We start from the raw sequence: 12,464 nt of genomic DNA, 5'->3' as shown, positions 1-12,464 counted from the left end.
AATTACCTTCCTAAAAGGTCATTTGCGATATTTACAATATCGCCTGCCCCCATGGTTATCAACATGTCATCCTTAGTGCAATTTTGCAAAAGAAATTTTTCTATTTCGTCAAAGGATGGGAAGTAATAACATTCATGTCCCAGGGACTCGATTTTTTCCTTAAGAGTCCTGGAGCTGATGCCTAAGTTATCGGTCTCTCTTGCTGCATAAATATCAGCAATTATCAGTTTATCTGCAGGAAGAAGAGCGTTTGCAAACTCATCCATAAGTGCCTTGGTCCTTGTGAAGGTGTGAGGCTGGAAAACTACCCAGAGAGTTTTATGAGGATAGTTCTTGGCAGCGCTCAGTGTTGCAGCGATCTCTGTGGGATGATGAGCATAGTCATCAATAATGGTAAGTCCGTCAACGGTTCCTCTGTACTCAAAGCGTCTGCCTGTTCCTGTAAAGGAGGATAATCCGGCAGCAATCTCAGCGTCCGGAACCTCAAACACATCTGCTGTTGCAGCGGCAGCTATGGCATTGCCGATGTTGTGCTTGCCCGGAACCTTTAAGGAAATATCAAAACCATTTCCGTTCCTTCTATTAATATGGAACGAAGCGTTACCAAAAGCGTCATAGCTGATATCAGTAGGATAATAGTCGAATTCATCTGAAAAACCGTAGGTCTTTATGTTGCAGGAAAGACCATCTGTGATCTCGGAGAGATTCGGGATTTCGCCGTTTATTACAAGTGTTCCGTTTTCAGGAATGAGCTCGGCAAATTTTCTAAAGGATCTTCTGATGTCGTCGAGGTCCTTGAAGAAGTCAAGGTGATCGGCGTCGATATTAAGAATGATGCCGACTCCCGGGAAAAAGCTAAGGAAGCTGTTTGTATACTCGCAGGCCTCTGTAACGAAATATTTGGAATCACCAATCCTGATGTTGCCGTCGATGTCCTTTAAAAAGCCGCCGATTGAAACGGTGGGATCAAGCTTACCCTCGATCATTATCTTGGAAACCATTGCAGTGGTTGTGGTCTTACCGTGAGTTCCCGCAACGTTAACAGGAAGATAGTAGTGCTGCATTATCTGACCTAAGAGCTCAGCTCTTGTGAGCATTGGAATTCCAAGCTCCTTTGCTGCAGCAAATTCCGGGTTATCCGGATGAACTGCGGCGGTGTAAACTACAAGATCGGGCTTATTAGCGGGATCGATATTTTCAGCCTTCTGACCGAAGTGAACCCTGATGCCTGCCTTTACAAGTTCAGCGGTAGCGTCTGATTCTGAACGGTCGGAGCCTGTTACCTTAAAGCCTCTGTCTGCAAGCACCAGCGCAAGACCGCTCATGGAGATGCCGCCGATGCCGATAAAATATACACTTATGGGATTATCAAAGCTAATCTGATACACGATGTCCCTCCTGATTTTCTTATTAAATGTGCGAAAAAACTAATTTTGCTCTTTTCCGAAATTCTACTACTTCGTATTAATCATGTCAAAATTAAAAAAAGGTATCAAAAAGATAGAAAAATAGCGGATTTTTTTTGTTAATAAGTTTCCTTTAATTTTTTAATGTGATATACTCTAAGTGGTGATTTATTTGGGGGGAATTAAAATCTACCATTAATAAAATACACCGGATACTAAATTTAGATGACAACGAGGTCTTAACATGATAAAAAAAGAGATGATTGCCATGTTGCTGGCCGGTGGGCAAGGTAGCAGACTGGGCGTTCTGACCGCAAAGATGGCAAAACCGGCAGTTTCATTTGGCGGTAAATACCGCATCATTGACTTTCCATTGAGTAACTGTATCAATTCAGGAGTAGATACAGTGGGTGTACTTACTCAGTACAGACCGCTGCGTCTTAATTCGCATATCGGAATCGGTATTCCGTGGGATCTTGACCGTAATATCGGTGGTGTATCCATTTTGCCTCCTTATGAAAAGAGTGCAAACAGTGAGTGGTATACCGGAACAGCGAATGCTATTTTCCAGAACTTAGAGTATATGGAGAATTATCATCCTGACTATGTGCTCATTCTTTCCGGTGACCATATTTACAAGATGGATTACGAGACAATGCTTGATTTCCACAAGGCGAACGGAGCTGATGTAACTATCGCAGTTATGCCCGTGCCGATCGAGGAGGCGAGCAGATTCGGAATCATGATTACCGATGAGGACAGGAAAATTGTGGACTTCGAGGAGAAACCCGAGAAGCCGCGTTCCAACCTTGCATCCATGGGTATCTATATCTTCTCATGGGAAGCTCTTAAGGAAGCGCTCATCACTAATCAGGATCAGCCAGGTCTCGATTTTGGTAAGCATATCATTCCTTACTGCAAGGAGAAGGGACAGTCCCTTTATGCATACGAGTTTGACGGCTACTGGAAGGATGTAGGAACACTTACATCTTATTGGGAAGCTAACATGGAGCTCATTGATATTGTTCCTGAGTTCAACCTTTACGAGGAGTATTGGAAGATCTACACAAGGAACGAGGTTCAGCCTCCGCAGTACTTAGGACCTGAGAGTTCTACTTCCAGAAGTATTATCGGTGAAGGTTCTGAGATTTACGGAGAGGTTCATAATTCCGTTATCGGATGCGGAGTTAAGATTGGTAAGGGCACAGTAGTAAGCCACTCAATCATCATGAACGGAACCGAGATCGGTGAGAACTGTAATATTGAAAAGGCAGTTATAGCCGAGAATGTAAAGGTCGGCAATAATGTAAAGCTTGGCGAGGGTGACGAAGTTCAGAACGAGACCAAGCCCGGAATTTATAGAGACGGAATCGTAACTATCGGAGAAAAATCAGTTGTGCCTGACGGCGTATCCGTTGGAAAGAACACAATGATCTCCGGTGTAACTACCGAAGCAGACTATCCTGACAGAGTACTGGGTAGCGGAAGAACATTAGATAAGGCAGGTGATAGGTAGTGAGAGCGATTGGAATTATTCTTGCCGGAGGCGGCAGTAACCGCATGCACGAGCTTTCTAAAAACAGAGCCGTTTGCGCTATGCCCATTGCCGGTTTTTACAGAAGTATTGATTTTGCACTTAGTAACATGACGAACTCCCACATTCAGACGGTGGCGGTTTTCACGCAGTATAATGCAGGAAGCCTTAATACCCACCTTTCATCATCCAAGTGGTGGGACTTCGGACGTAAGCAGGGTGGTCTTTATGTATTCACTCCTGCAGCAAAGGCTAACGGAAATCTCTGGTACAGAGGAACAGCCGATGCTATTGCGCAGAACCTCAGCTTTTTGAAGAGCTGTCATGAGCCCTATGTGGTTATCACATCAGGTGACTGCGTATACAAGATGGATTATAACAAGCTTCTCGAGTATCACATCGAAAAGCAGGCAGATATCACAGTGGTTTGCAAGGACGTTGCAGCAGATATCGATGCTGAGAGATTCGGAACACTCCGCATGAATGAGGAGAGCCGTATCGAGGAGTTTGAGGAGAAGCCCGTTGTGGCAAGATCCAACACGGTTTCCTGCGGTATCTACGTTATCAGACGCCGCCAGCTCATAGAGCTGATCGAGAAAGCACAGACAGAAGAGAGATTCGACTTCGTTAGGGATATCCTCGTGAGATACAAGGATATGAAGAGAATCTATGGTTATAAGCTGAAGACATATTGGAATAACATCGCTTCAGTTGAGGATTACTTCCGCACCAACATGGACTTCCTTAAACCGGAAGTAAGGAACTACTTCTTCAACGAGTATCCCGGTGTTTATACCAAGGTAGTTGACCTTCCGCCGGCAAAATACAATGTGGGAGTTAAGGTTTCAAACAGCCTTATCTCAAGCGGATGCATCATAAATGGTATGGTTGAGGATTCAGTTATTTTCAAGGGAGCATTCATTGGTAATAACTGCTACATCAAGAATTCAATCATCCTGAATGACGTTTACATTGGAGACAACACTCACATTGAGAATTGCATCGTGGAGAGTCATGGTACCATTCAGGCAAACTCCTATTACAAGGGAGAGAATGACATCAAAATAGTAGTAGAAAATAATGAGAGGTATGTAATCTAAGTATTCATAAGACATTTCTAAAAGGGGGACAAACAGGATGAATATTACAGATGTTCGTGTCAGAAAAGTAGCAAAGCAGGGCAAAATGCGTGCAATCGTTTCAATCACACTTGATAATGAATTCGTAGTTCATGACATCAAGGTTATTGAGGGCGACAAGGGGCTTTTCATTGCAATGCCCAGCAAGAAATCAGTTGATGGAGAGTATCGCGATATTGCACATCCTATCAACTCCGACACCAGAAGGTTACTTCAGGACACAATTCTTAAGGCCTATGACGAGGCTTCAGATGAAGTTATCGATTCAAGACCTGTAGCTGAAGAGCCTGCACCGACAGGAGTTGGAAGTTTGTTTTGATATAAAATTGTATTCAGAATGATTTTATGAGATTATATGGGGAGTGGCGTTTTGGGCGTCATTCCCTATTATTTTATTAAGAAAGAAAGCCTTCGCCCTTTAGGGAGAAGGTGTCTGCGAAGCAGACGGATGAGGGTAATATGTATTTAATAGCAGGACTCGGCAATCCCGAGAAGAAATATAATGCCACAAGACATAACGTTGGCTTTGGTGTAATAGATTTATTATCTGAAAAGTATGACATAGATCTGACTGAGATGAAGTTCAAGGGAATGTATGGAAAGGGAAGGATCGGTAATGAAAAGGTGATCCTATTAAAGCCCCTCACCTACATGAACCTTAGCGGTGAATCCATCAGACCTGTGGCTGATTATTTTAAGATCGATACTAAGACGGAGCTTATTGTTATCTCCGATGATATAGAGCTTGATCCAGGAAGAATCAGGGTTCGTCCCGGCGGAAGTGCCGGCGGACACAACGGCCTTAAGAGCATCATCGCAGAGCTTGGTCACGATCAGTTTGCGAGAGTAAGAGTTGGTGTTGGCAAAAAGCCGCCGAGAATTGATCTTGCAGACTGGGTTCTTGGACATTTTGATAAAGAGGATACTGCACTTGTCATGGATGCCATGGAGCATGCTGCAGATGCGATAAATATAATCATGGAAAACGACGTGAATGCCGCCATGAACAAGTGGAATGGATATAAGCCCGAAGAAAACAAATGAGATAGGATGAAACTAAATGCCTTCTCCGTTGGGAGAAGGTGTCTACACAGAAGACGGATGAGGGTAATATGAGAGCAATAGAAGCGCCTCTTCAGGAACTGGAGGCTTTCCAAAAACTGAATAAATATCTTGAAAAGCCTTTTGCCTGTGCGGAGGTTTCAGGATGCATGGATTCTCAGAAACTTCATTTTATAGGAGGGCTGGCGCAGGACTTTAAGTACCGCATCATCGTAACCTACAGCGATATCAGGGTTAAGGAGATTGTGGAGGATTACAGATTCTACGACCGCAATGTGACGGTTTACCCTGCAAAGGATTTGATCTTTTACCAGGCGGATATCCACTCCAATGAAATCGTAAGGGAGAGAATCCGATGCTTGAGACGCCTTATTGAGGGACGTCCCGTTACAGTTGTCACCACCTTCTCAAGTCTTATGACACCTCAGATTCCGATAGATGTCATCAGGGATAACATCCTGAAAATTGACAAGAGAAAGCCCGTCAATGAGAGGGAGATAGCAAAGACTCTCACAAAGATCGGTTATTCCAGAGTGTATCAGGTCGGTGCTCCGGGAGAGTTTTCCGTAAGAGGTGACATCATCGATGTCTTCGATTTGACTGAGGAGAACCCCTACAGAATAGAGCTTTGGGGCGACGAGGTTGAGAACATCAGAAGCTTCGACATTATGACCCAGCGCTCGATCGATAAGCTGGAGTCCATCGAGATCTATCCCGCAGCCGAGATTATCCTTACGGATGATGAGAAAAAGCAGGGCTTAAAGAAGATGGAGAGCGAGACGAAGCTTGTCTATCAAAAGCTCCGCGACGAGTTTAAGACAGAGGCTGCCCACAGGATAAAGACTTCCTTCGAGGAACTTAAGGAAGAGCTCACAGAGCTTGAGCTGGAGGTCAACTTAGAGAGCTATATCAGATATTTCTATGATAAGACGGTGACCTTCTTAGAGCTTTTCCCTGCAGGAAAATCCTGCATTTTCATAGATGAACCGCTTCATGTATTAGAGCACGCATCTGCGGTTGAGACAGAGTTTAGGGAGAGCATGATCCACAGATCAGAGAATGGATATGCCCTGCCTTCCCAGATGGATCTTCTGTACTCAGCTGAAGAGTGTATCGCCAGAATGCAGAGCACAAGGCGAGTCATGGTATCTGCACTTCAGGCACCTGCGGGACTTAACAAGTTTGAGCCGGAGCTTCATGTGGAGGTTCATGCGAGAAGTATCTCGCCCTACAACAACAGCTTTGAATCTCTGGTCCATGACCTCAAGGGCTTTGTGAAAAATGGTTACAAGGTTCTGATATTGTCGGGATCCAGAACGAGAGCCAAGCGAATTGTAGAGGATTTGCGAGACCAGAACGTAACAGCTTTTTATAGTGAGAATCCCATGAGAGAGCTGCAGCCCGGGGAGATAATGACCTATTACGGAAGAATCCTTAAGGGCTTTGAGTACACTGATTTAAAATTCGCGGTTATCTCAGAGAGTGATATTTTCACTGAGCATAAAAAGAAAAAGAGAAAGAGCTCCAAGTCAAAGTACAGCGGAGAAAAGATTTCAGGATTTTCGGACCTCACTGTGGGTGACTATGTTGTCCACGAGGACCACGGACTTGGAATCTACAAGGGAATCGAGAAGATTGAAACTGACCATGTTGTCAGGGATTATATAAAGATCAGCTACGCAGATGGCGGTAATCTCTACGTTCTTGCGACGGGACTTAACGTCATTCAGAAGTATGCAAGCGGAGATGCAGGGGCTGACGGCAAGGCCAGAAAGCCGAAGCTTAATAAGCTTGGAACCGGCGACTGGAAGAGAACTAAGAACAAGGTAAGGACAGCGGTTGAGGAGATCGCGGACGACCTTGTGGAGCTCTATGCCAAAAGGCAGAACAGCAACGGCTATCAGTTTAGCCGTGATACTGTGTGGCAGCAGGAGTTTGAGGACGCATTTCCTTTTGATGAGACAGAGGATCAGCTGGTCGCTATATCGGACACTAAAGGTGACATGGAATCCTCCAGGATCATGGACAGACTTATCTGCGGTGACGTTGGATTTGGTAAAACCGAGGTGGCTATACGTGCTGCCTTCAAGGCGGTTCAGGATGGAAAACAGGTTGCTATTCTGGTTCCCACAACCATCCTTGCGCAGCAGCATTATAACACCTTCACTGAGAGAATGAAGGACTTCCCCGTGAGGGTTGATATGATGTCCAGATTCCGCACAGCTTCCGAGCAGAAGAAGACAGTCGAGGATCTGAAAAAGGGTCTTGTTGATGTGGTCATCGGAACCCACAGACTTTTGTCCAAGGATGTTGTGTATAAGGACTTGGGACTTCTTGTGGTGGATGAGGAGCAGAGATTTGGCGTAACCCACAAGGAGAAGATAAAGAAGCTTAAGGAAAATGTGGATGTTTTGACACTGTCCGCAACGCCTATTCCCAGAACCCTTCACATGTCACTGGTTGGAATAAGGGACATGAGCGTTCTTGAGGAAGCGCCCATGGACAGACAGCCCATCCAGACCTTCGTCTGCGAGTACAATGATGAGATGGTCCGCAAGGCGATTTCCAGAGAGGTGGCAAGAGGCGGTCAGGTTTACTATGTTTATAACAGGGTTAATGACATCGCCGATGTGGCTGCAAGAATCCAGAAGCTGGTGCCTGAGGTGAACGTATCCTTTGCCCACGGCCAGATGAAGGAATCTGAGCTTGAGCGAATAATGTACGACTTCATAGACGGCGAGATCAATGTACTGGTATCTACCACCATCATTGAGACCGGACTTGATATATCAAATGCCAACACGATGATCATCCACGATTCTGATAAGATGGGACTTTCACAGCTTTATCAGTTAAGAGGACGTGTCGGAAGATCCAACAGAACAGCCTACGCTTTTCTTATGTACAAGAGAAATAAGATGCTGAGGGAAGTTGCTGAAAAAAGACTCTCCGCGATTCGTGAGTTCACGGACTTAGGCTCCGGCTTTAAGATTGCCATGAGAGACCTTGAGATCAGAGGTGCAGGTAACCTCCTTGGAAAGAGCCAGTCAGGACACATGGCTTCAGTAGGATATGACCTCTACTGCAAGATGCTTGGTGAAGCAGTTCGAAGGAAGAAGGGTGAGGAGCAGGATGCTCTTCTGGAAGATTTTTCAACAAGCGTGGATATTGATGTAGACGCATTCATTCCAAGCGATTATATTGTTAACGAGGAGCAGAAGCTTGAGATCTATAAGCGAATTGCCGGAATCGAGAATGAGGGCGACCGCGATGATATGAGAGATGAGCTTAGAGACCGCTTCGGAGATATCCCTGAGTCGGTGGACAATCTTATAAGAATATCACTCTTAAGAGAAAAAGCGCACAAGCTTTATATCCTTGAGATAAAGGGCGGAAACGGCGAGGTTGCAATCAAGATGAACAACAACGCCAGACTGAAGGCGGAGAATATTCCGGTTTTCATAGATGCCTGCGAAGGAAAGATCAACTTCAGACCGGCTTCATATCCGCTGTTTTTGTATAAATATGTTAAGGATAACAATACGCTTCAGGCGGAAAGACAGCTCCTTAAGGATGTGGAAGAGATTGTTGATAAGATGGAAGTTCTTGCAGATAACTAATTAAGTGGAGACAACATGGACGAGATACAGATCATAAATGAAAAATACATAACCCAGCTTCGCGAGCGCGTTGAGCGAAAGCTTGGTGAGAGTCAGGGTGCCTGCGAGCCCTTGGATAGTGCTCTTAGAAATGTAAGAGAACCCATAGAGAATCCTAAGGTTGTTTATCAGGGAGAGCCCGGAGCCTACAGCGAGATGGCGGCTATTTCTTTTTTTGGAAAAGGCGTTAACAGTGAAGGCCTTGTTCATTTTGAGGACACCTTCGAAGCCATTAAAAGCGGAGCGGCAGACTATGCGGTTCTTCCTATTGAGAACTCATCCACAGGTGCAATCCGCCAGGTGTATGATCTTCTTGCTCAATATGAGTGCTATATGGTGGGCGAGACAACCGTAAGAGTAAAGCACAACCTGATGGTTCTTCCGGATGCGGATATGTCTGATATCAAGACAGTTTTCTCACATGAGCAGGGAATATTCCAGTGCGAGCAGTTTTTAAATGAGCATCGCGATTGGGTGAGGGTCCCTCAGGCAGACACCGCGGGAAGTGCACGCATGGTTTCCGAGCTTGGTGATAAGAGTAAGGCTGCCATCTGCTCATCAAGAGCCGCTGAGATCTACGGGCTTAAGATAATAAAAGAGGGCATTAATACTAATAGAAGTAACACCACAAGATTCGTGGTGGTATCGCCAATGATGGAGCTCAGACCCGGAAGAGACAAGATCTGCATCAGCTTCAGAACTGAGCATAAGGCCGGAGCACTTCACGAAGCCCTTACGGTTTTCAGAATTTACGGGCTTAACCTTGTAAGGCTGGAATCACGTCCTATTCCTGAGGAGAAGTGGCAGTACATGTTTTTTGCAGAGTTCACGGGAGACCTTACTGTTGAAGGCATGAACCGCGTGATCGAGGCGCTGATGTGTACGGTCAGCGATATCAGGATATTTGGTAACTTCGTTGAGAATCTGGAGTGATTATTTAAGAAAATTCTGGAATCAGAAATTAAGAACAGAAAATAAGAATAGATATAAAGAATAGACATAAAGAATGCTGTCGCTTGAAGAAAAGCGGCAGCATTTTTAGTAGAGTTTATATCCTGGTACTTTCAGGCTGAGTGAAGCCTGTCATACTTTTAAAGCCTTTTAACGGTGCATTTCTGATTTTCGCCGTGACGGATCTCGTTCTTGCGGCATCTGAAAACATTTGCATTTTCAATGGAAATAATGTGCCCGCCATCACTTGCAAGAGCAGAGAGCATCTGCTGATAAAAGGCCTTGTAATCCTCCTCAGTCATCGACATTACAAAGTCGTGGTGCTGGTGATCCGTTGAAATGACGCAGGATTTATATCTGTTGTCGTAATGAACTCCGTAGAACTTGCATATCTCATCCTGTAAATCATTGGTAGCATTGATACAGTGCATTGCAATATACATGGCGACCTCCCTCAAAGAAAACTACAGAAATATAATTCTAAATATCTTAAGTATTCTCTTTATATTTTAGACTATTGATAAACAAAAAACCACTATGTCATAACATTGTAGTCGTACTGCTGTATGGGGAGTTTACATCTGCCCACTATGGAATCAGTCGTGTGTATGGAAATGAGAGGGCATCTTTTGAGATTTGGTACCCCTTTATGGCGTTATTTTAAGCTTTTTTATGACTGCTTGGAAATGTTAGCGCGTTTTTATCGGTTTGGTACCCATGCTTTGGGATATTATGGGTACCAAATCGCTAGAAATCATTATATATTTCCTTTTAGTTTTCAGATGCCTAAAAAATAAGCGGTAAAAGGGTACCAAATTCATTAAAAGATTCATATATTTCCTTTTGAATTGTTATAATCCGATGAAAGTAAGTGACTAAAAATATAGTATAGGGTATGATACAACTTGGAGGCTTGATATGGACTTATTGAAAAAATTTATACTTTATTACAAACCCTACATTGGGGTGTTTTTGCTCGACCTTTTGGCGGCATCGATATTGTCAATTATAGATCTTGTATTTCCGCAGCTACTTAGAGTTCTCAGGGAGACACTTTTCCTGGAGAGCCCGGAGAAAATAATTGCAGGTATAGGTAAGCTTGCGATTGTACTTTTTATAATGTATACAGTCAGAGCGCTGTGCAAGCACTATGTGACCTATCAGGGACATATGATGGGAGCCCGCATGGAGTCGGGAATGAGAAGTGATCTCTTTGAGCAGTTTGAGAGATTCTCTTTTTCATATTATGATAAAAACAATACAGGCGAGATGATGAGCAAGCTTGTTTCAGACTTGTTTGATATATCAGAGCTTGCGCATCACGGACCGGAAAATATATTTATTTCTGTTGTGAAGCTTGTTGGATCATTTTTGATCCTCATGACTATGAATGTTCAGATGACGCTGATACTGGCAGCAGTTGTGGCATGTATGGCCATCTTTTCATTCAGGCAGAACGGAGTCATGCGCAGAACCTTTTTCGATAACAGGAAAAAGATTGCGGGAATCAATTCATCACTTCAGGATACGCTTGGTGGAATCAGAGTTGTGAAATCCTTTACCGGAGAGGACATTGAGAAGGCTAAGTTTGATAAGAGTAACGATGCTTTTCTTGAATCCAAGAAGGCGAATTACCTGACAATGGCGCTGTTCCAGTCAGGCAACAATTTCTTTGAAGGACTTATGTACATTGCAGTGATCGTGTCGGGCGGTTTCTTTATTGCTAAGGGAACCCTATCGGTTGAGGATCTTGCAGTCTATGCACTTTATATTAATGTATTTATTGCACCTGTTAACGTGCTTATTGAATTTACGGAGCAGCTTCAGAAGGGTGCTGCGGGATTCCAGAGATTCCGGGAGGTCATGGATGTTGTGCCTGAGATAGAGGATGCCCCGGATGCTGAAGAGCTTAAGGAATGCAAGGGAGATGTTGATTATGAGAACGTATCCTTTGCCTATGATGACGAAGAGGAGAGGGTTCTTGATCACATCAGCCTTCATGTTGATGCAGGAAAAAAGGTTGCTATAGTCGGTCCTTCAGGCGGAGGAAAATCCACACTTTGCAGCTTGCTTCCAAGATTCTACGATGTCACCAGGGGCTCTGTGAAAATCGATGGTAAGGACGTAAGAAGCCTTACCCAGAAATCTTTAAGAGGTGTCATTGGTATCGTACAGCAAGAGGTGTATCTTTTTAATGGAACCATTAGGGAGAACATCGCCTATGGCAGACAGGGAGCAAGCTTTGAAGAAATCAGGGAAGCGGCGAAGAAGGCAGACATGGATGACTTTATTTCTTCACTTCCAAATGGTTACGATACTCTGGTAGGTGAGCGTGGAGCAAGGCTTTCCGGAGGCCAGAAGCAGCGCATTGCTATAGCAAGAGTATTCCTTAAAAATCCGCCGGTACTGATTCTTGATGAGGCCACCAGTGCCCTGGATAATGAATCAGAGAGATATATTCAGGAGAGTCTGGACAGACTTGCAGTTGGCAGAACGACGATAACAATTGCTCACAGACTATCTACTATCAGGAATGCTGATGAGATTATCGTTCTTGATTCCGATGGAATTAAGGAGACCGGTAATCATAAGCAGCTACTTGAAAAGAACGGAATCTACGCTAAGTACTATCGTATGCAGGTAGGTACGGTTTAAGTAATTGTTTAGCCGGGTCTTTTCAGGCTTAGTGTAATACTTGGTTCCGTTGAGCGGG

Annotated in this window: 9 protein-coding genes; 7 read left to right on the top strand and 2 right to left on the bottom strand. The window is 44.3% G+C overall.

The genetic code is table 11. The features are described 5' to 3' along the window. Window positions 1–2 precede the first annotated feature (2 nt). Window positions 3–1,388, bottom strand: a complete 1,386-nt coding sequence (gene murC / locus G601_RS0112010) for a UDP-N-acetylmuramate--L-alanine ligase (protein ID WP_026665511.1) — start codon at window positions 1,386–1,388, stop codon at window positions 3–5. A 262-nt stretch (window positions 1,389–1,650) separates the two neighbouring features. Here murC and G601_RS0112005 point away from each other — a divergent pair, with 262 nt between their 5' ends. The 6 genes from G601_RS0112005 to G601_RS23065 all read left to right on the top strand — a co-directional run bounded on the left by G601_RS0112005 (window position 1,651) and on the right by G601_RS23065 (window position 9,733). Continuing rightward, entirely contained in the window at window positions 1,651–2,922 is a 1,272-nt protein-coding gene (locus G601_RS0112005; RefSeq protein WP_026491508.1) for a glucose-1-phosphate adenylyltransferase, read from the top strand. Then, window positions 2,922–4,040: a glucose-1-phosphate adenylyltransferase subunit GlgD gene (glgD, locus tag G601_RS0112000; protein WP_026491507.1), complete on the top strand. Its 1,119-nt coding sequence runs from the start codon at window positions 2,922–2,924 to the stop codon at window positions 4,038–4,040. The genes G601_RS0112005 and glgD overlap by 1 nt, the downstream gene beginning before the upstream one ends. Before the next feature lie 37 nt (window positions 4,041–4,077). Continuing rightward, the gene (gene spoVG / locus G601_RS0111995; protein ID WP_026491506.1) at window positions 4,078–4,398 is read left to right on the top strand and encodes a septation regulator SpoVG; all 321 of its coding nucleotides are present in this window, start codon (window positions 4,078–4,080) and stop codon (window positions 4,396–4,398) included. Between the two features lie 140 nt (window positions 4,399–4,538). Then, window positions 4,539–5,123: an aminoacyl-tRNA hydrolase gene (gene pth, locus G601_RS0111990; RefSeq protein ID WP_026665510.1), complete on the top strand. Its 585-nt coding sequence runs from the start codon at window positions 4,539–4,541 to the stop codon at window positions 5,121–5,123. 68 nt (window positions 5,124–5,191) lie between these two features. Then, window positions 5,192–8,761: a transcription-repair coupling factor gene (mfd, locus tag G601_RS0111985; protein ID WP_026665509.1), complete on the top strand. Its 3,570-nt coding sequence runs from the start codon at window positions 5,192–5,194 to the stop codon at window positions 8,759–8,761. A gap of 15 nt (window positions 8,762–8,776) precedes the next feature. Next, complete coding sequence (locus G601_RS23065; RefSeq protein WP_051205800.1) at window positions 8,777–9,733, top strand: prephenate dehydratase; 957 nt, start codon at window positions 8,777–8,779, stop codon at window positions 9,731–9,733. Window positions 9,734–9,891: 158 nt separating this feature from the next. On the opposite strand, the gene G601_RS0111975 is transcribed toward G601_RS23065, so the two are convergent. Then, window positions 9,892–10,194, bottom strand: a complete 303-nt coding sequence (locus G601_RS0111975; RefSeq protein WP_026665508.1) for a hypothetical protein — start codon at window positions 10,192–10,194, stop codon at window positions 9,892–9,894. 475 nt (window positions 10,195–10,669) lie between these two features. On the opposite strand from G601_RS0111975, the gene G601_RS0111970 reads away from it, so the two are divergent. Next, window positions 10,670–12,406, top strand: a complete 1,737-nt coding sequence (locus G601_RS0111970; protein WP_026665507.1) for an ABC transporter ATP-binding protein — start codon at window positions 10,670–10,672, stop codon at window positions 12,404–12,406. The last annotated feature ends 58 nt before the right edge of the window (window positions 12,407–12,464 follow it).

It is taken from the genome of Butyrivibrio sp. FC2001 (assembly GCF_000424125.1).
In the GTDB taxonomy this organism is placed as follows: domain Bacteria; phylum Bacillota; class Clostridia; order Lachnospirales; family Lachnospiraceae; genus Butyrivibrio.
The sequence above is the reverse complement of the archived record's forward strand: the minus strand, read 5'-3'. Positions and strand labels throughout refer to the sequence as shown.

Coding starts and splice junctions, on each gene's coding strand:
- mfd (WP_026665509.1), top strand. CDS start 5,192: ATGAGAGCAATAGAAGCGCCTCTTCAGGAACTGGAGGCTTTCCAAAAA.
- G601_RS0111970 (WP_026665507.1), top strand. CDS start 10,670: ATGGACTTATTGAAAAAATTTATACTTTATTACAAACCCTACATTGGG.
- pth (WP_026665510.1), top strand. CDS start 4,539: ATGTATTTAATAGCAGGACTCGGCAATCCCGAGAAGAAATATAATGCC.
- G601_RS0112005 (WP_026491508.1), top strand. CDS start 1,651: ATGATAAAAAAAGAGATGATTGCCATGTTGCTGGCCGGTGGGCAAGGT.
- G601_RS23065 (WP_051205800.1), top strand. CDS start 8,777: ATGGACGAGATACAGATCATAAATGAAAAATACATAACCCAGCTTCGC.
- G601_RS0111975 (WP_026665508.1), bottom strand. CDS start 10,194: ATGTATATTGCAATGCACTGTATCAATGCTACCAATGATTTACAGGAT.
- spoVG (WP_026491506.1), top strand. CDS start 4,078: ATGAATATTACAGATGTTCGTGTCAGAAAAGTAGCAAAGCAGGGCAAA.